General features: G+C 62.2%; 18 protein-coding genes and 1 pseudogene. 16 read left to right on the forward strand and 3 right to left on the reverse strand.

Annotated features, from left to right (window positions below; all coding sequences use genetic code 11):
* The first annotated feature begins 46 nt into the window (after positions 1-46).
* From AMC88_RS31665 to AMC88_RS31685, 5 genes are all read left to right on the forward strand, one after another.
* Positions 47-1,300 (forward strand): extracellular solute-binding protein, encoded by a 1,254-nt coding sequence (locus AMC88_RS31665; RefSeq protein ID WP_037147111.1) that lies wholly within the window; start codon positions 47-49, stop codon positions 1,298-1,300.
* A gap of 191 nt (positions 1,301-1,491) precedes the next feature.
* Positions 1,492-2,391, forward strand: coding sequence for a carbohydrate ABC transporter permease (locus AMC88_RS31670; RefSeq protein ID WP_064830308.1), 900 nt, complete (start codon positions 1,492-1,494; stop codon positions 2,389-2,391).
* 53 nt (positions 2,392-2,444) lie between these two features.
* Complete coding sequence (locus tag AMC88_RS31675; protein WP_210298840.1) at positions 2,445-3,272, forward strand: carbohydrate ABC transporter permease; 828 nt, start codon at positions 2,445-2,447, stop codon at positions 3,270-3,272.
* Between the two features lie 30 nt (positions 3,273-3,302).
* Complete coding sequence (locus tag AMC88_RS31680; RefSeq protein WP_004678757.1) at positions 3,303-4,823, forward strand: DUF5060 domain-containing protein; 1,521 nt, start codon at positions 3,303-3,305, stop codon at positions 4,821-4,823.
* Positions 4,824-4,834: 11 nt separating this feature from the next.
* The gene (locus AMC88_RS31685; protein ID WP_064830309.1) at positions 4,835-5,905 is read left to right on the forward strand and encodes an ABC transporter ATP-binding protein; all 1,071 of its coding nucleotides are present in this window, start codon (positions 4,835-4,837) and stop codon (positions 5,903-5,905) included.
* A 63-nt stretch (positions 5,906-5,968) separates the two neighbouring features.
* Here AMC88_RS31685 and AMC88_RS31690 read toward each other — a convergent pair.
* Positions 5,969-6,180 (reverse strand): annotated as a pseudogene (locus tag AMC88_RS31690) (cysteine hydrolase family protein); the annotation flags it as partial.
* Between the two features lie 360 nt (positions 6,181-6,540).
* On the opposite strand from AMC88_RS31690, the gene AMC88_RS34450 reads away from it, so the two are divergent.
* The gene (locus AMC88_RS34450; protein WP_010002439.1) at positions 6,541-6,729 is read left to right on the forward strand and encodes a hypothetical protein; all 189 of its coding nucleotides are present in this window, start codon (positions 6,541-6,543) and stop codon (positions 6,727-6,729) included.
* A gap of 155 nt (positions 6,730-6,884) precedes the next feature.
* On the opposite strand, the gene AMC88_RS31700 is transcribed toward AMC88_RS34450, so the two are convergent.
* Positions 6,885-7,235: a hypothetical protein gene (locus AMC88_RS31700; protein ID WP_064830310.1), complete on the reverse strand. Its 351-nt coding sequence runs from the start codon at positions 7,233-7,235 to the stop codon at positions 6,885-6,887.
* Between the two features lie 274 nt (positions 7,236-7,509).
* On the opposite strand from AMC88_RS31700, the gene AMC88_RS31705 reads away from it, so the two are divergent.
* Complete coding sequence (locus AMC88_RS31705) at positions 7,510-8,649, forward strand: ROK family transcriptional regulator (protein WP_064830311.1); 1,140 nt, start codon at positions 7,510-7,512, stop codon at positions 8,647-8,649.
* Here AMC88_RS31705 and AMC88_RS31710 read toward each other — a convergent pair.
* Positions 8,646-9,695, reverse strand: a complete 1,050-nt coding sequence (locus AMC88_RS31710; RefSeq protein ID WP_064830312.1) for a Gfo/Idh/MocA family protein — start codon at positions 9,693-9,695, stop codon at positions 8,646-8,648. The genes AMC88_RS31705 and AMC88_RS31710 overlap by 4 nt on opposite strands.
* 352 nt (positions 9,696-10,047) lie before the next feature.
* Between AMC88_RS31710 and AMC88_RS31715 the strand changes: the two genes are divergently transcribed.
* From AMC88_RS31715 to repC, 9 genes are all read left to right on the forward strand, one after another.
* Positions 10,048-11,346 (forward strand): extracellular solute-binding protein, encoded by a 1,299-nt coding sequence (locus AMC88_RS31715; protein ID WP_064830313.1) that lies wholly within the window; start codon positions 10,048-10,050, stop codon positions 11,344-11,346.
* A gap of 234 nt (positions 11,347-11,580) precedes the next feature.
* Complete coding sequence (locus AMC88_RS31720; RefSeq protein ID WP_004678775.1) at positions 11,581-12,510, forward strand: carbohydrate ABC transporter permease; 930 nt, start codon at positions 11,581-11,583, stop codon at positions 12,508-12,510.
* A complete protein-coding gene (locus AMC88_RS31725) occupies positions 12,507-13,349 on the forward strand; it encodes a carbohydrate ABC transporter permease (RefSeq protein ID WP_004678777.1) in 843 nt (280 codons plus the stop codon). The genes AMC88_RS31720 and AMC88_RS31725 overlap by 4 nt, the downstream gene beginning before the upstream one ends.
* Positions 13,350-13,389: 40 nt before the next feature.
* Positions 13,390-14,628 (forward strand): ROK family transcriptional regulator, encoded by a 1,239-nt coding sequence (locus tag AMC88_RS31730; protein ID WP_064824283.1) that lies wholly within the window; start codon positions 13,390-13,392, stop codon positions 14,626-14,628.
* A gap of 27 nt (positions 14,629-14,655) precedes the next feature.
* Positions 14,656-15,510, forward strand: coding sequence for a sugar phosphate isomerase/epimerase family protein (locus tag AMC88_RS31735; protein ID WP_064830328.1), 855 nt, complete (start codon positions 14,656-14,658; stop codon positions 15,508-15,510).
* A gap of 22 nt (positions 15,511-15,532) precedes the next feature.
* Complete coding sequence (locus AMC88_RS31740) at positions 15,533-16,594, forward strand: ABC transporter ATP-binding protein (RefSeq protein WP_004676952.1); 1,062 nt, start codon at positions 15,533-15,535, stop codon at positions 16,592-16,594.
* 237 nt (positions 16,595-16,831) lie between these two features.
* Positions 16,832-18,040 carry a plasmid partitioning protein RepA gene (gene repA, locus AMC88_RS31745; protein ID WP_081282726.1) on the forward strand — a complete coding sequence of 403 codons (1,209 nt, stop codon included), beginning with the start codon at positions 16,832-16,834 and terminating at the stop codon, positions 18,038-18,040.
* Between the two features lie 69 nt (positions 18,041-18,109).
* Complete coding sequence (gene repB, locus AMC88_RS31750) at positions 18,110-19,084, forward strand: plasmid partitioning protein RepB (protein WP_064830314.1); 975 nt, start codon at positions 18,110-18,112, stop codon at positions 19,082-19,084.
* A gap of 213 nt (positions 19,085-19,297) precedes the next feature.
* Positions 19,298-20,599: a plasmid replication protein RepC gene (gene repC, locus AMC88_RS31755; RefSeq protein WP_064830315.1), complete on the forward strand. Its 1,302-nt coding sequence runs from the start codon at positions 19,298-19,300 to the stop codon at positions 20,597-20,599.

Consider the following 20,599-nt stretch of genomic DNA (forward strand, 5'->3'; position numbering starts at 1 on the left):
ATGATCATCTGCGACAAGGGGCCGGCTTATCAAGAGGAGGACGGTAATGCTGACCCTATCCGCGAAATTGAAGACGGCGAGCATCGTCGCGATCGCCGTGGCGTCTTTCGCCGCGACGCCGGTTCTTGCCGAAGACATCACGCTCTGGACCCTCAACTTCGACAACAATGCCGCCAATACGGCTCTGAAGAAGGTGGCATCCGATTTCGAAGCGGCGAACCCGGGTACGCATGTCGAGATCGTCCAGCGCGCCGTCGACGAGCACAAGACGGCGCTGCGCGTCGCGGCCGGCTCCGACAAGGGCCCCGACATCTACTTCAGCTGGGCGGGCCTCGGCCTTGGCGGCGAATATGTGAAGGCCGGTCTCTCCCTGCCCCTCGACAAGTATTACACCGAATATAAGTGGAGCGACGAACTGCTGCCGTCCGCAGCCGCCTTCGCCGATCTCTATCCCGGCGGCAAGCACGGCGTTCCCTTCACATTCAAGGGCGAAGCCGTCTATTACAGCAAGAAGCTGTTCGAACAGGCCGGCATCACCGAAGAGCCGAAGACCTATGACGAGCTTCTCGCCGCCGCCGAGAAGCTGAAGGCTGCCGGCATTCCCGCCTTCACCTTCGGCGGCACGGTCAACTGGCACGTCATGCGCCTGATGGACGTCATCCTCGAAACCAAGTGCGGCGCCGAGAAGCACGACGCGCTGAAGGCGATGACGCTGGACTGGACCAAGGAGCCCTGCGCGACGGACGCCTTCGCCGAATTCGCCAAGTGGACCAAGGACTATACGCTACAGCCCTTCATGGGCATCGACAACAAGCAGTCCTACAGCCTATTTACGGCAGGCCGGGCGGCGATGATGCTGGAAGGCGACTGGCTGGTCAGCCAGCTCAACGGCTCCGGCGCCAATCTCGACGATTATGGCATCTTCCCCTTCCCGACCAATACCGAACGTCTCTATGGCTTCGCCGAGTACAACTACATCAGCACCAAGAGCAAGAATCCCGACATCGCCGCCAAGTTCCTCGACTATTTCCTGTCGACCAAGGTGCAGCAGGATCTGCTCGGCCAGCTGAGCTCGACCTCCGTCAACAAGAACGTCCAATATGCCAACCAGAAGCCGCTCGAGGCGGAATGGCTCGGCATCTTCCAGAAATACGGCAAGGTCTACATGAACGGCGACCAGGCTTTCCCGCTCGATGTCACGACGGAATATTTCCGCGTCATCAACGACGTCGCCTCCGGCAACACCGAGCCGGCCGAGGCGGCCAAGCAGCTGCAGAGCTTCATCGCCAGCAGAACCTGATTCCTCCCAAGCGCCGGCCGATCGACCATGTTGATCGGTTGGCACCTTCTTTCGCGAGCTGGCTGCAAAGGCCCTGCCAGCGCATCGGCGCAAAAATCGGAATCGATTTTCGGAAAGCACGATGCGCAGATTCAAAGCGCTATAGCGTCCTTCGCGCGTCTGAAGGACGCGCGGCGCTGTAGGAGGAAAGCATGTCACTTCGACAATCGACACATGATCCGCGCATGCAGGCGGCCATCCTGCTGGTGCCGGCGCTGGCGATCTACGCGGTCTTCGCGCTCTACCCGATGCTCGACGTCGTCATCCTGAGCTTCCAGAAGTGGAACGGGCTCGATGCCAACCGGCAGTTCGTGGACATGGCCAATTATTCGGCGATCTTCACCCGCGATCCGGTCTTTTGGGTCGCCTTCCGCAACACCGTGATCTGGACCCTGATGAGCCTGATCTTCCCGCCTCTGGTCGGCCTGTTGCTGGCGCTCAGCCTCAACCAGAAGATCTTCGGTCGCAACGGGTTGCGGGCGATCTTCTACCTGCCGGTCATCATCGCGCCGATCGCCGTCGCCACCATGTGGAAGTGGATGTACGATCCCTTCTTCGGCCTGTTCGCCCAGCTGCTGACCTCCTGGGGCATGCAGGGCTGGATCAAGGACTGGCTCGGCAACAAGGATATCGCGCTTTACTCCGTCTTCGTAGCCTATCTCTGGCAGACGGTCGGCTTCTCCATGGTGCTGTTCCTCGCCGGCCTGCAGAACGTCTCTCAGACGCTGGTCGAAGCCGCGCGCATCGACGGCGCCGGCCGCTGGGCCGTGTTCAAGCATGTGACGCTGCCGGCGCTTCGCCCGACGATCACCATCGTCCTCGTTCTTTCCGTCATCTCGTCGCTGAAGGCCTTCGACATCGTCTATGGCCTGACCGGCGGCGGCCCGGCCCAGTCCACTCAGATGCTGGCGCTCTGGGCCTTCACCCAGGCCATGCAGATCTTCGATTTCGGCCGGGGCGCGGCAATCTCCGTCGTCCTGCTGCTGATCACCATGGCCGTCGTCATCCCCTATCTGAGATGGACCCAGAGGCATGAGGAGGTCGAATCGTGACAGCAGTGCCGAGCGATACCGCCGCCGTGCATGCCGATGTCCGGCCGTCGTCGATGAAGCGCGACCCCGTCCTGATCGGTCTCTGGATCGCGCTCGTTCTCGTGGCGCTCGTCTGGGTGGCGCCCTTCATCTTCATCGTCTTCACCTCGCTGAAGACGCCGGCGGCGGTGACGAGCACGGGTGCGTTCATGCCGCCGACCGAGCTTGCCTATGACAATTACAGCGCTGCCTGGAGCCGCGGCAATTTCGCCAACTCCTTCTTCAACAGCGTCATCATCACCGTCATCAAGGTGCCGCTCGGCCTGTTCCTCTCGGCCATGGCCGCCTATGCGCTGGCCAAGATCAGGCTGAGGATCTCAAAGGCACTGCTGCTCCTCGTCGTCTTCGGCACCATGATCCCCTTCCAGGTGATGCTGGCGCCGCTCTTCACGCTCGTCAATTCCTTTGGGCTGATCGACACCTATCCCGGCGTCATCCTGCCCTACATCGCCTTCGGCGTGCCCTATCAGGTCTTCATCCTGCACGGCTTCTTCAGGAGCATTCCGAAGGAGCTTTCGGAAGCGGCCCTCATCGACGGCGCAAGCCATTTCACCATCTTCCGCAGGATCTTCCTGCCGGTCTGCCTGCCGGTGCTTGCCGCGCTGCTCATCCTCGATTTCGTCTCCACCTGGAACGAATTCGCCATGGCGCTGGTGCTGCTGCAGGACCAGCACATGTGGACCCTGCCGCTCGGCCTGATGTCGTTCCAGGGGCAGTTTTCCAGCAATTACGGCCAGCTCAACGCTGCGATCGTCATGACCGTGCTTCCGGCGACGATCGTCTATCTCATGTTCCAGCGCTACTTCGTCTCCGGCCTCACCTCCGGCGCCGTCAAGGGCTGATCGCGAAATCATTTTACGAGGAGAGAGAGAATGTCCGATGCAGCAGTCGAAAAATGGGGCGTGTTCGAGGCCGCATTCGAAGGGCCGGCCGGCGGCAATCCCTATCTCGACGTGGCATTCGATGCCGTCTTCACCCATAAGAGCCGTCAAGTGCGGGTGCCGGGCTTCTATGACGGCAACGGCACCTACCGCGTCCGCTTCATGCCCGACAGCGAAGGCGAGTGGTCGTTCAGGACGCGCTCCAAGACCGCAGCCCTCGACGGCAAGACCGGCGCCTTGACCGCGACCGCCCCTTCATCAGGCAATCACGGCCCTGTGCGGATTCGCAACAAATTCCACTTCGCCTATGCCGACGGCACGCCGTTCCTTTCCTTCGGAACGACCTGCTACGCCTGGACGCACCAGCCGCTCGAGATGCAGAAGCAGACGCTGGAGACGCTGAAGAAGGCGCGCTTCAACAAGATGCGCATGGGCGTCTTTCCGAAGGATTATCCTTATAACGTCAATGAGCCGCTGCACGCCTGCTTCGAGCGCGGCGCGGACGGCAAGGAAGACTTCGACCGTCCGAACCCCACCGCCTTTCGGCATTTCGAACAGCAGGTCGCGGCGCTCTGCGACCTCGGTATCGAAGCCGATATCATCATCTTCCATCCCTATGACCGCTGGGGCTATGCCGACATGTCGGCCGAGCAGGATTTCCGCTACGTCGAATATCTCGCCGCGCGTCTTGCCGCCTACCGGAACGTCTGGTGGTCGCTCGCCAACGAATATGATTTCCTGATCGACACCAAGCCGATGGAGCAATGGGACCGCTACTTCCACATTCTGGAGGAAAACGATCCCTACCAGCATCTGCGCTCCATTCATAATGGCGACGTGACGGCCAATTTCGATCACCGCAAGCCGTGGGTCACCCACACCTGCATTCAGAACCCCGACGTCAAGCGCACCCAGGAATGGCGCAATGCCTATGGCAAGCCGGTCATCAACGACGAGCCCGAATATGAGGGCGACATCCTGCAGTGCTGGGGCAATCTCCATGCCGGGGAACTGGTGCACCGCTTCTGGATCACCATGGCGCGCGGCGGCTATGCCGGCCACGGCGAGACCTATTCCCATCCCGAGGATCTGATCTGGTGGGCCAAGGGCGGAGAGCTGCGCGGCGAGGCGTGGAAACGGATCGGCTTCCTGCGTGACCTGCTGGAGGAAGACGTCAAGCACGGCCTCGAGCCGCTCGGCGTCATCGGCGAATGGCCCTGGTCGCGCGTATCCGGCGCGCGTGACGGCGACGGCGATTTCCGCCTGATCTATTTCGGCGAACATCAGCCGGTGATCTGGTCCACCGGCCTGCCTGTCGATGGCGACGATTACGATGTCGACATCATCGACACCTGGGAGATGACGATCACGCCGGCCGAGAAGGTGGCCGCACCCGTTCCGCATCCGACGCGCCATGGCTCGGTCGTGCGCGGCGGCAAGCCGGACGCCGCCTTCGGCGTCAAGATCCCGCGCAAGCCCTATCAGGCGCTGCGCGTGCGCAGGAAACGTTGAGAGGTAAGTCCATGTCTGGCTTGAGCATCAGAAACGTCAAGAAATCCTTCGGCCCGGTCGATATCATCAACGGCGTCGACGTCGAGATCGCCGATGGCGAATTCACCATTCTCGTTGGCCCCTCCGGCTGCGGAAAATCGACCTTGCTGCGCATGATCGCCGGCCTCGAAGACATCACCGGCGGCGAGATCAGCATCGACGGGCGGGTGGTGAACAATCTGCAGCCGAAGGATCGCGACATCGCGATGGTCTTCCAGAACTATGCGCTCTATCCGCAGATGACGGTTTCCCAGAATATGGGATTTGCGCTGGAGCTTGCCGGCGCCAAGCGGCCCGAGATCGAGAAGAAGGTCGGCGAGGCCGCCGCCATTCTCGGCCTGCAGCCGCTGCTCGACCGCAAGCCGGCGCAGCTTTCCGGTGGCCAGCGCCAGCGCGTCGCCATGGGCCGCGCCATCGTCCGCGATCCGAAGGTCTTCCTGTTCGACGAACCGCTCTCCAACCTCGATGCGAAGCTGCGCGTGAAGATGCGCGCCGAGATCAAGGCGCTGCACCAGCGCCTGAAGACCACGATCGTCTACGTTACGCACGACCAGATCGAGGCCATGACCATGGCCGACAAGATCGTCGTGCTGCATGGCGGCCGCGTCGAGCAGATCGGCAGCCCGCTGGAGCTTTACGACAAGCCGCGCAACATCTTCGTCGCCGGCTTCCTCGGCTCCCCGGCCATGAATTTCCTCGAAGGGACGATCTCCGATGCCGGCAGCCCGGCGCTGGCGCTGAACGGCGGTGCGCGCGTCAAGCTGTCTCGCGCGCCGGCCAGTTCCGCCAACCGGCCGCTGACGCTCGGCATCCGTCCCGAAGACATCGCCTTCGGCGGCGAGACCGGCGTCGATGCCGTCGTTAAGGTGGTCGAGCCCACGGGATCGGAAACCCATGTCGCGGTGGAAGTCGACGGCAGGGAACTGACCTGGGTGGTGCGCGAGCGTGTCGATCTCGCTCCCGAACAGCCGGTGAAGCTCTCCTTCGAAACGTCGAAGGTGCATTTCTTCGACCAGCAGACACAACAGCGGGTGAACTCGTGATCTGCGGTGCAGCAACTGAAGCATAGAGAACTTTCAGTCATATGGTTTCATGCCGGGATCGGTTGCAGCGACCGTGAATTGAGCGAAATAGCTTCCGTCGCCGCCTCTGCGAGCAGGCATTCGCAACCGCGGTCATTTGCCTCGCGCATGGTCGTCTGGATACAGACCTCCGTCGTCACGCCGGGAAACACCAGTTGCGTGACGTCCCTCCGCTGCAGTGTTTCTCGGGGGGCATAGAAGGCGCCGCTACCGGGCTTTTCGATGACCACTTCGCCCTAGGTCGGGCTGGTGGCATCCATCGTTGCGTTCGCGCCCCCCCCCGATATCTCTTTTCCTGGTAGCGAATTCCACGGGCCGGAATGTCAGCCCCGACAAGGCGCTTTCGGCCGAGAAGTTGTCGTCGCGATCGGGAGATCGCGCGGCAATTGCCTGAGCAAGTGTAGCCTTGCCGGAACCGGAGGCTCCAATCAATATCGCTGCGGGCATGGTGTCCTCCGCAGGGAAGCCGGCGCCGGGCCGTCAACGAATAACGGAATCTTGATCGGGCGCAACGGTTTACCGATCGCCGCGTCGGCCTATGTGCAGCGTAATCACGCTGAAGACGCTGGCGCTCAGCCAGCGATGGGGAGGGTGGGATGCTCCAGATTCGCAAATCATTGGCAGCCGCAGCAGCCGTCGTCGCGGTTGTCGTGTCCTTGTCTTCGTGCACGACCAGCTCAACCGACTCGGTGCAAACCGGCTCGATTGGATACAGCAGCGTCGACTATGGACTCAGACCTGCCTGCCGGGACGGCTTCGGCAACGATCGCCCCTGCAGTTATTAGAGGGAATGGTTGGTCGGAAGCGCCGGGACCTGTCACGGAAATCGCGAATATCCGGCAGCTATCCGGATTCGGTTGGCATTCAGTCTAGGCACTGTCTGCCAAGCCTGGGTCGAAGCTATCCCGGGAAAGCCTTAGCCACTGGCGTTCGCCATACCTCACTCGCCGTAGATACCAATTCCGATGGCGGCGGTCATGACAAACATACAGAATCCAAAGGCAATACCCGCGAAGACCCCAGCCGCCAATCCCGTCTTCTTCGCAACAATAACGGTAGCGGCAAGAGGCACCACCAGCACGAGGAGCGCTTGCACGACACCGAAAGCGCCATACTGGATAACGTCGGCAACCCGCTGGAGCGCCGTGACCCACAAAAATATGCCGCCAAAGACAATTGAGCCTGCGCAGACAGCCAAGATCCAGCCATAACGTCCGCGCACATTCGCGAGCTCCCAGAGAGCGGGAGGCAATGCGAGAATCCACGGGATAAAATCAATCAACGTCCGCATCCGCGAATCTTCACGTAGAAACGTTCCGAGCCGGTAAAGTTAACCATTCAAACTCGAGGCATCGGAACGCCGCTCGCAAAAGGAGAAATAGTAACGACGTGTGAGCCATGCCTCCATGCTCTGAACTTCGCAGTTTGCCGCAGTCCAGAACACCCATTGACGCAGGTTGCCTTCGAGCAAGTGAATCAGTCGGTTATAGAGTTCTATTGGAAAATCGTTACGAACACCCGCAAGCGTGATACACAACCGAGGTAGTGCTCTAGGGAAGGCGGTCATGCGGTATCTTCGGTCAGGGCCGCGTCGGCTTCACACCCAGGAGATGGGCGGTCCGCGCGCCAAAACGGTGGGGCTCAGGTCAGGCGAGATCGCCGACCGGAATATTCGCGTCATCCTGGAAGCGATCCGCCGGCATGGGCCGCTGACGCGCACCGAGCTTGGGCGACATAGCGGGCTGACCGGCCCCGGCATCACCAATATTCTGCGGCGGCTGGCGGAGGAGAAGCTCGTCACCTCGAACCGCCGCAACGGGCTCGGCGGCGGCGCCACGGCGACGGAATTCGCGTTGCGGCCGGAAGGCGCCTTCTCGGTCGGGGTCAAGCTTCGCGAGCGGCGTGGCGAGATCGTGCTCGTCGATCTGAGCGGCCAGGTGCATGAGCGGGCCTATTTCGGGGTGGAGCCGGCGAACAAGGTCGGGCTTGTGCATGCGGCCGTCCGCGACATGGTCGACCGGCATGCCGCCAGGCCGGTCATCGGGCTCGGCATCGCCACCAACGACTGGACGGAGGACGAGAGCGACGCGATCGCCGCGATGTCGACGATTGCGCGCCCCTATGTCGAGAACGAATGCACCGCGGGTCTTCTTGCCGAGCGCACGATCGGCAGCACCCTGCCGGAGGGTGGGCTCGCGATGATCATCATCGATGACGACGTGCAGGCGGGCTTCCTCATCCGCGGCGTTCCCTATTCCGGCGTGCACGGGAGGGCGGGCAGCATCGGCGAAATGCTGACCGGGCCTGATAATGTCCAGCTCAACACCGTCGTCGGCTTCAGCTCGCTGCGGGCGCGCATCGGCGACGAAGATTTCGCCCGGCTGCTGAACGGCGAGGAATTCTCCTGTCCCCTGCTGTCGCAGTGGATCCGCGAGGCGGCGGGCCATCTGCTCGATCCGATCATCGCCATGGCCGGCTTCTTCGCCCCGAGCACCGTCATGATCGGCGGAGACCTGCCGCAGGGCGTGATCGAGGCGCTGATCCACCAGCTTTCCATCGAGCGGCGCGATACCTCGACGCGGCCGATCATCACGCCGTGGATCTCGCCGATGCGGCCGGCAAGTTTCAGCGGCGGCGGCGTGGCGCTCGGCGCGGCGCTGCTGCCCTTCCTTAACACGCTGCTGCTGCCACCGGCTTCGGCCTAAGAAGTGAGTGCCTCATCGGCGTGGCTGAGATCGGAGGCCAGCGCCTTGTCGAGCACCTTCTGGATATCGGCGGCGCGGCGGAAAGACGGCTCCAGGGTCTTGCCCGCCCGCACCGCCTGGACGAAACGCTGGTAATTGGTCTCGACGGGATCGAACGGCACGTCGCGCCAGGTCGCCGTGTGCACGTCCTCGCCGAGGCAGGCGCGCAGCGTCGAATTGCCGGTGTCGTAGATCATCTCGACCGAGCCGGTTTCGCCATAGACCCTGAGACGCAGCTGGTCCATCTGGCCGGCGGCCGTGCGTGTCGCCTGGATCGTGCCGATCGCGCCATTGGTGAAATCGACATTCATGGTGAAACTGTCATTGGCGTCGAGATCGTACTCGCCGATCTTGTGGCCGGGCGCCTTGTCGAAGGTCTTCAGCCGGGCGAAGACATGGGCGACGTCGAGGCCGGAGCCGTAGGAGGCGAAATCGACGATGTGGATGCCGATATCGCCGAGCGCGCCATTCGAGCCGTGCTTCTTGCTCAGCCGCCACAGCCATTTGCTCTCGCTCTTCCAATCGCCCCAGTGGCGGCCGACCAGCCAGCTCTGCAGATGCGACGCCTCGACATGGCGCACCGCGCCGATCTCGCCGGCGAGCACCATCTGCCGGCCTTTCTGCAGCGCCGGCGAATTGCGATAGGTGAAGTTGACCATGCCGACCTTGCCCGCCCGCTCGATCGCCTCGGTCATCTCCATGGCCTTCGCCGCATCGGTGGCGAGCGGCTTCTCGCAGAAGACATGCTTGCCGGCGGCAATCGCCTGCAGCGTCGTCGGATGGTGGATGCTGTCGGGCGTGACATTGGCAACCGCATCGAACTCGCCCCAGGCGAGCGCATCCTCCAGCGAGAGGAAATGATTGGCGATGCCATGTTCGGTGCAGAAGGCCGCCAGCCGCTCCGGAACGACATCGACGCCGCCGACGACGCTGACGCCTTCGATCGCTTTGAAACGTGCTGCGTGCTGGTTGGCCATGCCGCCGGTGCCGAGAATGAGTAAACGCATCTTCTCCTCCACAGAGTTTGGGTTTCCGGCTACCGCCGGGCAAAAACCGCCGCTTGCGGTCGCGGCGATCCGCGATCGCTCGGGCTCTTCCTCGGGAAAATTGCGTGGTGGATGCGCCGCGCGTCCGATGGACGCTGCATCACCTCGATCCGGCGCATGACCTCGCGAAGTCGACTCGATTTTCGCCGGCAGCGCGCTAGCTGCTGTTGAATGTCGCCAGCATCTCGATCCTCCCAAAGCTCTGGCTTGACATCAAATCAAAGTAACTTAATCTAATTAAAGCAGCACGGAAATGAGGAGAGGTCAACTGACCGCCAGGCTGTAATCGTTCAAAATGGGGAGGAGACCCATCATGAAGAGCGCGACCGTCAGCGCATTGACGCTGAGCACTGTCTTATTTTCAGCATCCGCCATTTTTGCCCAGGAACTTGCCACCAAAGACCGGATCGGCCTTGCCGATGCGGCCAAAACCCTCGTCGTCCGCCTGACCAACGACAGCCCGAACAATTCCGATCCCGCCATCGCCGAGGGCTATCAGAAGCTGTTCGTCGAATTCATCAAGAAGCATCCCGAGTGGAAACTGCAGATGCAGTTCATGTCCTCCGACATCGGCACCGAGCAGGCCAAGATGCTGGAGCAGGCCAAGGCCGGCAATGCGCCGGATTGCGCCGCCGTCGACTCCTTCGTGCTGTCGCAGTTCATGGTCAACAAGGTGCTGGCCGATTTCACGCCCTATTTCTCCAAGGAAGAAGTGGACGATCTCTTCCCCTTCATCCGGACTGGGATCACCGACAAGGACCAGACGGTACGCGCGTGGTGGTGGGATACGGACCTTCGCGTGCTCTACCGCAACAAGTCGATCGTTGCAGATGCGCCCGAGACCTGGGACGACCTGAAGAAGGCGGCGCTTGCCTCCACCAAGGAAGGCATGGAAGGCGTGCTCTTCAATGGCGGGCGCTGGGAAGGCACCACCTTCGACTGGCTCGCCAATTACTGGGCGCTCGGCGGCAAGCTCGTCGACGACAGCGGCAAGCCGGTGTTCGGCGAAGGCGAGAACAAGGAAAAATTCCTGAAGGCGCTGAACTACTTCAAGGATCTCGTCGATTCCGGCGCGGCCCCCAAACGCGTCAGCACCATCGCCAATTACGACGACATGAACGCGGCGGCGGCAGCCGGCACGACCGCCCTCTTCATCGGCGGCAACTGGCAATATGCGCAGCTGAAGACGACGCTCGAGGAGGACGAATTCAAGAACTGGACCTTCTCGCCGATCCCCGGCCCTTCCGCCGATCAGCGCTCGACGGGTACCGGCGGCTGGACCATCGCCTCCTTCAGCAAGGACAAGGAGAAGGTCGAGATGTGCGCCAACCTCGCCCGCGAGGTCTATATGGGCCCGGCCAACGCCCTGCAGCAGCAGCTGCCGACGCGCAAATCGCTGTTCGACAAATACGAGGTCTTCTCCACCGAAGCCAACAAGACCTTCGCCCAGGCTCTGGTCAACGGCCAAGCGCGCCCCGGCGTGCCGATCTATCCTGAAATATCCAACCAGATCCAGATCATGATGGGCGACGTGCTCTCGGGTACGAAGAAACCGGAAGAAGCCCTGGATGCCGCCTTCAGCGCGGCGATGGAGGCCTACAAGCGGCTGTGATGCTGCGTCGCTAGGCAGCCCCTCATCCGGCTGCCGCCACCTTCTCCCCGTTGTGACGGGGAGAAGGGGACAAGCCGCAAGCTCCCCGTTTCCATCTACCCCTCGCAGGGCACGTCCCCTCTCCCCGCGAGCGGAGAGAGGTTAGGGTGAGGGGCAGCGGCGATCTCCAACGCTTCAGACAGCGGCGGCGCCTGCGGGTGTCGCCGGCTTTGCCAAATCAGGACAGGGAAGCCAATGAGCCCAATTGCCATCGAGGCCGACAGCCCGCCTCAAAGCAGAACGTTCATGCGCCGTTTCGCCGGCGCTCCCCTGCCCTGGATCATGCCCGTGATCATCGTCATCGGCATATTCTACCTTTATCCCGTCATCGATGTTTTCCGGCTTTCCTTCACCAATGCGACGCTGATCGGTGAAAATCAGGACTATACGCTCGGCTCGATCACCAATGCATTGAGCTCGCCGCAGCTGCCCGACATTTTATGGGCCACCCTGATTTTCGTCGGCGGCAGCGTCATCGGCCAGCAGATCCTTGGACTTGCCGTCGCCGTCACCGTCATCCGCGGCGAAAAGCGCGGCCTGTTCGGCACCACGATCCTCCGGACGACGGCGCTCATTGCCTGGGTCGTTCCCGGCATTGCCGGCGGTATCATCTGGCAGATGCTGTTTTCCGAGGCGCCCTATGGCGCGCTGAACAGCATTCTCAGGCTCATGCACATGCCGACCGTTGCCTGGCTCTCCGATCCGGCGATGGCGCCCTGGTCGACGCTGATCTCCAACATTTGGCGCGGCACCGCCTTTTCGATGGTCGTCATGTATGCGGCGCTAAAGGCGATCGATCCATCGCTCTATGAAGCCGCCGAGGTCGACGGCGCGACCGCCTCGCAGCAGTTCTTCTTCGTTACGCTGCCGCAGCTGCGCGCCGCGATCCTCGTCAACATGATCCTGATTACCATCCAGACGGTGAACACCTTCGATGCGATCATCACGCTGACCGGCGGCGGGCCGGGCCGCGCGACCGAGGTGATCTCGCTCTACGTCTTCAACATCGTTTTCCGGAACTACGACCTGTCGGGCGGCAGCGTGCTCTCCGTGCTCATGCTGATCATCAGCCTCGGCCTTGCCTTCGTCTATGCGTCGTTCCTGCCGAAGGAAGAAGAGCAATGAGCGGACGCACTGGAACGCGGCTCGGCGATGCCTTCAGCTATCTCTTCATGCTGGTGATGTTCGTCTTCTTCGCCGGCCCCCTCACCTATCTCTTGTCGATGGCGCTGCGCGACAAGCGCGAGGTCTATCGCGGCGCGGCGCGTTATATTCCCGACAACCCCACCATCCAGAATTTCATCACCGTTCTCAACAACAGCTATTTTCCGATCTATCTCTGGAACGGGCTGAAGCTTGCCGCCTTGAGCGGGCTCGGGGTGCTGATCGTGGCACTGCCCGCGGCTTACGCTTTTTCTCGCTTCCAGTTCCGCGGCAAGGGCCTGTCGATGATGGGGCTGCTGCTCTTCCAGATGATCTCGCCGCTCGTCATCATGGTGCCTCTTTACCGCTACATGAACCGGCTCGGCCTGCTCGACACGCATTTTGCCGTCGTCATGGTCTATATCGCGCTCGGCGTTCCGCTGGCGACCTGGCTGCTGAAAAGCACGGTCGACGGTATTCCGCGCAGCCTCGACGAAGCCGCGATGATCGACGGCTGCAACCGCTTCTCGGTCTTCTGGCGCATCATCCTGCCCTTGTCAGCGCCGGGCATCGCCTCGGTCTTCATCATCACCGTCATTGCCGGCTGGTCGCAATTCCTCGTGCCTTTCCTGCTGCTCACCAAAAATGACCTGATGCCGATCGGCGTCGGAATCTTTAACTTCCGCGGCATGCAGACCGACTCGTCCATCCAGCTACTGGCCGCCGCCTGCCTGATCTCGGTCGTTCCGGCGATCGTGGCCTTCCTGTCGCTCCAGAGGCTGATCCTCGGCGCGATGACCAGCGGCGCGGTGAAGGGATGAGGCCGGTCCTGCTTTTCTGGCGCGAGGAAGGATGTGACGTATGAACCAGATGCCCGGCGCAAAGCTCTCCCCCGATCTGACGGGCGCCAATGTCGAGGACGCCGGCGAACACAACAGGGCCGTCGTCCTGCGCTGCATCCATCGCCAGGCGCCGATTTCGCGCGCCGAAATCGCGCGGCGCACCGGCTTCACCAAACCGGCGATCGCCCGCATCGTCGACCGGCTGCTGGACGAGGGCCTGATCATGGAGGCCCGCCGCCGGCACGGGCTGCGGGGCCAGCCGGCAATCGAGCTCGAAATCAATCCCGACGCCTGTTTCGCGATCGGCATCAATATCGACCGCGACCATCTGACGATTCTGGCCGTCGATGCCGTCGGCAATGTGCGCGCCCGCGTGCATCACGAAAAGCGCTTCATCCTGCCTGGTGAATTCATGCAGCTGACTTCAGATGCGATCTCGCATTTCCAGCGCAGCCGGCTGATCGACGATGCGCGCCTTGCCGGCATCGGCCTTGCCGTGCCGGATTGGCTGGGTGAAATCTCGCTGCTCGGCAAGCCGGATGCCTATCAGGAATGGACGGAATTCGACGTGCGCGCCGCACTCGAGAACCTGACACAGCACCCCGTCTTCATCGAGAACGAGGCCAATGCCGCAGCCCTTGCCGAGCTCGATTACGGCCTCGGCGCCGAAAGCAGCAGCTTCTTCTATATCGCCGTCAATGCCTGCCCGGGCGGCGGCCTTGTGCTCGACGGCAACGGCCATCGCGGCGCTATGGGTCTCAGCGGCGAGATCGGCTGGCTGCCGATCGCCGACGGCCGCGACGGCAAGGGCCAGAAGGTCCAGCTTCTCGGCGAGATCTTCTCGCTGTTCTTCCTCTATGATTTCCTGGCCAAACACGGCATCGAAGTGAGCGTTCCCCAGGACCTGCTGACGCTCGACGCGCATGGAAGGCGGCTCGTTTCGCAATGGCTGAAGGAAATGAGTGCGCATCTGGCGGTCGCCGTCAAACATATCGCCATGATCGTCGATCCCGACGCCGTGCTCGTCGGCGGCCGGCTGCCGATCCGCATCGTCGATGAATTGCTGCGTTATGTGCACGAGCATCTCGACGCCGAGGACACCAACCTGCCGTCACTGCATCGCGCCTCGATCGGCGAGGACGCCTCGGCCATCGGCGCAGCGGCGATGCCGATGGCAGCCGCCCTCATGCTCGCATCGGCTGACGTGGCGCAACGCACCCGCTCGCCGCTCAAATTCATGGATCGGCTGAACAGTTGAAACGGCCGCAAGGCCCGGGAGGATATGGTGAAGATCGGCTTCTATACCTCGACATTGAATGACCGCCCGCTGGAGGAAGTGGCGGATTTCGCCGCATCGGCCGGTTTCGATGCGATCGAGATCGATGTCGGCGGCCATATCAAGACGCCGGACCGGGTGGCCGACGCCGTCGCGCTTGCGAGAAGCCGCAACCTCTTCGTCTCCTCTCTCACCTATTTCGGCAACCAGCTCGATGCCGACCGCGACAAACGCCGGGAACTCCGGGCAAGGACGGCGGAATTCGCCCGGGCGATCGGCGAGACCGGCGTGCCGATCTTCGTGATCTTCCCCGGACGCGACGACAGCGCGGGCGAGGAGGCCAATTATGACGATTTCGCCGACTTCGCGAACGGGCTGATCGCCGAGACGCGATCCTCCGGCCTGACCTTCGCGATCGAGAACTGGCCGGGACCGAAAGACAATTTCGTCGGCACGACGCCGAAGGGATGGCAGGCGCTTTTCGCGAGAATCCCGGACCGCCGCTTCGGGCTGGAATTCGATCCCTCGCATCTCATCCGCATCGGCGTCGATCCCTATCGGGCGTTGGAGGCGGTGAAGGATCGCATCGCCATCCTGCACGCCAAGGATACGGCGATCGATCGCGAGGCGCTGCAGGCGATCGGCTATCACGGCAGGGGCTGGTGGCAATACAAGCTGCCGGGGCTCGGCCTTCTCGACTGGCCGCGCTTCCTCCGCCAGGCCCGCGGCTACGGCTTCGACGGCACGCTGTCGATCGAGCACGAGGATGCCGCCTATGGCTGGCCGGGCAAGGATCTGGCCGCCCGCAAGGAGGGCGAGCGCCTCGGCCTCGATTATCTCAAAAATGTCTTGAACGGACTTTGACGGGGAATTCTGGAGGAGTTTCATGGCCCATGTTTCGGTCAACAATGCGCGCAAGGATTACGGCGCATTCAAAGCCATCAAAGGCGTCTCGGTCGATATCGGTGATGGTGAATTCGTGGTGCTGGTCGGCCCCTCCGGCTGCGGGAAATCGACGCTGCTACGGATGATCGCCGGCCTCGAAGGCATCACCTCGGGCCAGATCCAGATCGGCAAGCACATCGTCAACGAGCTGGCGCCGAAGGATCGCGACATCGCGATGGTGTTCCAGAACTACGCGCTCTATCCCCATATGACGGTCGCCAAGAACATGGGCTTCTCGCTGCGGCTGAAGCGCATGCCGAGGTCGGAGATCGACCACCGGGTCGGCAACGCCGCCAAGATTCTCGGCCTCGAAAATCTCCTGGAGCGCTATCCGAAGCAACTTTCCGGCGGTCAGCGGCAACGCGTAGCGATGGGCCGCGCCATCGTGCGCGATCCCGCCGTCTTCCTATTCGACGAACCGCTCTCGAACCTCGACGCCAAGCTGCGCGTGCAGATGCGCTCCGAGATCAAGGAGCTGCACCAGCGGCTGCAGACGACCACCATCTACGTCACCCACGACCAGATCGAGGCCATGACCATGGCCGACAAGATCGTCGTCATGAAGGACGGGTTGATAGAACAGTCCGGCTCGCCGCTCGAACTCTACGACCGGCCGAGCAATCTGTTCGTCGCGGGGTTCATCGGCTCGCCGGCGATGAATTTCATCAAGGGCAGCATGACGGAGGACGGCTTCCGCACTGAGGATGGCCTGCTGCTGCCGAGCGAGCGCCGCCCGCGCGACGCGGTTATCTACGGCATCCGTCCCGAACATATCAGTCTCGACCCCGACGGCATCGAGGTGACGACCATCGTCGTCGAGCCGACCGGCTCGGAAACGCTGGTCCTCGTCCGGCTGGGAGGGCAGACGCTCACCTGCGTCTTCCGCGAGCGGATCAGGGCCGCCCCCGGCGATGTCCTAAGGATCGCGCCGATCCACGATGCCGTACACCTTTTCGGCGCTGACGAGCAGCGCATTGCCACAGGTGAAGCGCTGTTGAGTTAAGCCCGCCGAATGCCCCTCCCCTTCGGCCGGGCGCCGCCGGGGGCGCGTTATAAGCGCCCCCGGCCCAACTCCCCGGCCTTTCCGGACATCATGCAGCACCGACCGAAATTTGAACGCGCAGCCAAAAGGTTAATATGCGTTAACCTTAAAATTCTTGGCCGGTATCAGAGAATCGCGGATAATAACGGTTAGACGGGCTTTTGAGCCCGAAAATCGTTATCCGAGAGATTGCCGCCGATGAACGCTAATTTGAATGCCTTGAAGGCAGCACCACTGCATTTCGAGGATCAGATTCTCGAACATGGCGACGTGATTTCAAAGAAGCTGCATCTGCTCAGCGTGCAACGTTTTCCGCCGAATGCGAAGAAGACGCTGCGCAGCTTCTCGCTGGCGGAGGTCGCCAATTATGTCGGGGCGTCGCAGAGCACGCTGAAGAAGCTGCATCTCGAAGGCAAAGGCCCCTGCCCCAAGACCTCGCCTTCCGGGCGGCGCTCCTACGGCGCCGAGCAGATGCTGGAACTGAGGCGCTATCTCGATGCGCATGGCCGCTCCGAAAGCCGCATGTATGTGCCCCATCGCCGCGGCAATGAGAAACTGCAGGTCATCGCCGTCGTCAACTTCAAGGGCGGCTCCGGCAAGACGACGACGGCTGCCCATCTTGCCCAGCATCTGGCGCTGACCGGCCATCGCGTGCTCGCCGTCGATCTCGATCCGCAGGCCTCGCTCTCTTCCCTGCACGGCTTCCAGCCGGAATTCGACCAGGCCTCCTCGCTCTACGAGGCGATCCGCTACGACGGCGAGAAGAAGAAGCTCTCGGAAATCATCCACCAGACCAATTTTCCCGGCCTCGATATCGTGCCGGCCAATCTGGATCTGCAGGAATATGAATACGATACGCCGCTCGCCATGGCCGACAAATCGAGCAATGACGGCAAGACCTTCTTCACCCGCATCTCGCGTGCGCTCGCCGAGGTCGACGACCGCTACGACGTCGTCGTCATCGACTGCCCGCCGCAGCTCGGCTATCTCACGCTGACGGCGCTGACGGCGGCGACCAGCGTCTTGATCACCATCCATCCGCAGATGCTCGACGTCATGTCGATGGGCCAGTTCCTGCTGATGCTCGGCGGCATACTGAAGCCGATCCGGGCGGCCGGCGCCGAGGTGAACCTTTCCTGGTACCGCTATCTCATCACCCGCTACGAGCCGACCGACGTGCCGCAGGCGCAGATGGTCGGCTTCATGTCGACCATGTTCCACGAATTCATGCTGAAGAACCAGATGGTCAAATCGACGGCGATTTCGGATGCCGGCATTACCAAGCAGACCCTTTACGAGGTCGAGCGCTCCTCGATGAACCGGGGAACCTATGATCGGGCGATCGAGGCGATGGACGCCGTCAATGCCGAGATCGCCGGCGTTATTCACCAGGCATGGGGACGGTGAGTTTGTCGGCTGACAAATTCGCCGTTTCCTTGAAGCAAATCAATGGAATGACCGCAATCGGAGAAAGTCATGGCACGAAAGAATCTGCTTGAGGGGCTGGCCGAAATGCCTGACGAGAGCGCCGGCGCGCCGAACTATCCGATGCGCGGGGCCGGCCGCTCGCTCGTCCGCTCGCTGGATGAGCTTGCCAAGCAGGCGGAAAAATTCCTCGAAGGCGAGGCGGTGGTCGATCTCGACCCTGAGACCGTCGAGGTCTCCTTTGTCAAGGACCGGCTGTCGGAGGACGACGAGGCGTTCCGCGCGCTGGTCGAGGCGATCCGCGTACGCGGACAGGACACGCCCATTCTCGTGCGTCCCCATGGGACGATCGACGGACGCTATCAGGTGGTCTTCGGCCACCGGCGCCTGCGCGCCGCCCGCGAGCTCGGCCGCAATGTCCGCGCCGTCGTCAAGGCGATCGACGACCGCACCCATGTCATCGCTCAGGGCCAGGAAAATTCGGCCCGCGCCGACCTCACCTTCATCGAGCGGGCGCTCTTTGCCCGGCGGCTGGAGGAGCTCGGCTATGACCGGGAGGTGATCTCGACGGCGCTCGCCGCCAATGCGGCTTCGGTCTCGAAGATGATATCGGTGATGGAGCGGCTGCCGCAGGAAGTCGTCCAGGCGATCGGCCCGGCGCCCGGCGTCGGGCGCGAGCGCTGGGTGGAACTGTCGCTGCTCGCCGGCAAATCGGCCAATGCCGCAAGTGTCGCCAAGGTCCTCGAAGGCGACAACTTTCATCAGTTACCTTCCGACAAACGTCTCGAAGCGCTCTATGCGGCGCTGAACAAAAGCGCGCGGCCGGTGAAGAAGACCACCGCCGCCAGGAAGGTGACATGGCAGCCGCTTGATAAGGCTGTCCACGCGGAAATGAGGAATGACGGCAAGGCGTTCTCGCTCTCGATGAAGGCGAAAAATGCCGGCCGTTTCGGTGAATTTCTCTCCTGCAGGCTGGATGCGCTCTATGAGCAATTCCTCGCCGAGGAGGGCAAACAAGGAGACTGAAACCGCAAAAGAAAAAGGCCCCCAAACGAACGAGTCGTGGAAGCCCTTCTCACATCCTTAAGCAAGACAGAGAATCGCATTTTCACGAATCCCCGTCAAGAGTCCTGAAGCGCGCACCCCGTGTCTTTTCAGACGCGCAAATGACGCTGCAGCACTTTTCCCTCGCATCGTTTCGGTGAGCGGACTTCTTTTGCCTGAACAGAGGTGAAGGAAATGGAGAGTGAATCTGTGACGACGCCCTTCGGGCGGCGGCCGATGACGCTTGCCTTGCTGCTGAAACAGCGGCGCGGCGAAGCGATGGCGGCCGGGACGACGCGCAACAAATGGAAACTGTTCCGATCCGTCTGCGAAGCCCGGGCAGGGCTCGGCGTGACCGACCGGGCGGTCACCGTGCTCGATTCGCTGCTGAGCTTCTATCCCGAGGACGAGCTCTCCAGTGAGAAAGGGCTGGTGGTCTTTCCCTCGAATGCGCAGCTTTCGCTTCGGGCACGCGGCATGGCCGCCGCCACGCTGCGCCGGCATCTCGCCTTGCTCGTCGAGGCCGGCCTCATCTCCCGCAAGGACAGCCCGAACGGCAAGCGTTATGTCCGCCGCGGCCGGGATGGCGTGATCGAAGAGGCCTATGGCTTCAGCCTCGCCCCGCTGCTGGCCCGCGCCTCGGAGATCGAGGTGATGGCGGCTCGGATCGCCGCCGACCGGCAGATGCTGCGCGCGATGAAGGAGCGGCTGACCATCTGCCGGCGCGACATTGCCAAGCTTCTTGCCGCCGCGGCCGCGGAAGCCGTTCCGGGCGACTGGGAGCACGTAACTTCAATGTTCCAGACGATCCTGCAGGGTATCCCGAGGGCCGCGACCATCGAAAGCCTCAGGCCGATCCTCGAAGACCTCGAGGCGACCCGCGAAGACATCGCCAACCTGCTGGATCTTCATGAGAAAATGCGGATAGCGAGCACCAGTGAATCCCAGATTGAGCGTCACATACAGGATTCCCACACCGAATCTATATCTGAATCTGAACCGAGCTTTGAAACGCGGCAGAGGCAAGCGGCGGGGCAGCCTGACTGGCTTTTGCGATCGGCAACGAAGCCGCAGAAAGACGGGCTGCGAGCGCAAACAAACCACCGGGAGGAATCGCGCTTTGCCGTTGGGCCGAGGGCAGGGGAACTGACATCCTTCCCCCTCGCCACTGTTCTCCTGGCCTGCCCCGACATCGCCGACTATGGCCCGGGTGGGGTGATAGGCAGCTGGCGGGATCTGCTGACAGCCGCCATCGTGGTGCGCTCGATGCTCGCCGTCAGTCCGTCCGCCTATGAGGCGGCGTCACGCGTGATGGGGCCGGAAAGCGCCGCCATCGTCATGGCCTGCATCCTGCAAAGGGGAGAGTGCATCAACTCCGCCGGAGGCTATCTCAGGCACCTGACGCGGCGCGCCGAACGGGGTGAATTTGCACTCGGCTCGATGCTGATGGCCCTGCTGCGTGTAAAAATCCCGGCTGTCGGCCGGGCCGGGAGCTAA

Source organism: Rhizobium phaseoli (assembly GCF_001664385.1).
GTDB classification, from domain to species: domain Bacteria; phylum Pseudomonadota; class Alphaproteobacteria; order Rhizobiales; family Rhizobiaceae; genus Rhizobium; species Rhizobium phaseoli.

Bases quoted from the DNA above. Each gene is read 5' to 3' on its own strand.
- AMC88_RS31665 (WP_037147111.1), top strand. From the start codon at position 47: ATGCTGACCCTATCCGCGAAATTGAAGACGGCGAGCATCGTCGCGATC.
- AMC88_RS31670 (WP_064830308.1), top strand. From the start codon at position 1,492: ATGTCACTTCGACAATCGACACATGATCCGCGCATGCAGGCGGCCATC.
- AMC88_RS31675 (WP_210298840.1), top strand. From the start codon at position 2,445: ATGAAGCGCGACCCCGTCCTGATCGGTCTCTGGATCGCGCTCGTTCTC.
- AMC88_RS31680 (WP_004678757.1), top strand. From the start codon at position 3,303: ATGTCCGATGCAGCAGTCGAAAAATGGGGCGTGTTCGAGGCCGCATTC.
- AMC88_RS31685 (WP_064830309.1), top strand. From the start codon at position 4,835: ATGTCTGGCTTGAGCATCAGAAACGTCAAGAAATCCTTCGGCCCGGTC.
- AMC88_RS34450 (WP_010002439.1), top strand. From the start codon at position 6,541: ATGCTCCAGATTCGCAAATCATTGGCAGCCGCAGCAGCCGTCGTCGCG.
- AMC88_RS31700 (WP_064830310.1), bottom strand. From the start codon at position 7,235: ATGCGGACGTTGATTGATTTTATCCCGTGGATTCTCGCATTGCCTCCC.
- AMC88_RS31705 (WP_064830311.1), top strand. From the start codon at position 7,510: ATGCGGTATCTTCGGTCAGGGCCGCGTCGGCTTCACACCCAGGAGATG.
- AMC88_RS31710 (WP_064830312.1), bottom strand. From the start codon at position 9,695: ATGCGTTTACTCATTCTCGGCACCGGCGGCATGGCCAACCAGCACGCA.
- AMC88_RS31715 (WP_064830313.1), top strand. From the start codon at position 10,048: ATGAAGAGCGCGACCGTCAGCGCATTGACGCTGAGCACTGTCTTATTT.
- AMC88_RS31720 (WP_004678775.1), top strand. From the start codon at position 11,581: ATGAGCCCAATTGCCATCGAGGCCGACAGCCCGCCTCAAAGCAGAACG.
- AMC88_RS31725 (WP_004678777.1), top strand. From the start codon at position 12,507: ATGAGCGGACGCACTGGAACGCGGCTCGGCGATGCCTTCAGCTATCTC.
- AMC88_RS31730 (WP_064824283.1), top strand. From the start codon at position 13,390: ATGAACCAGATGCCCGGCGCAAAGCTCTCCCCCGATCTGACGGGCGCC.
- AMC88_RS31740 (WP_004676952.1), top strand. From the start codon at position 15,533: ATGGCCCATGTTTCGGTCAACAATGCGCGCAAGGATTACGGCGCATTC.
- repA (WP_081282726.1), top strand. From the start codon at position 16,832: ATGAACGCTAATTTGAATGCCTTGAAGGCAGCACCACTGCATTTCGAG.
- repB (WP_064830314.1), top strand. From the start codon at position 18,110: ATGGCACGAAAGAATCTGCTTGAGGGGCTGGCCGAAATGCCTGACGAG.
- repC (WP_064830315.1), top strand. From the start codon at position 19,298: ATGGAGAGTGAATCTGTGACGACGCCCTTCGGGCGGCGGCCGATGACG.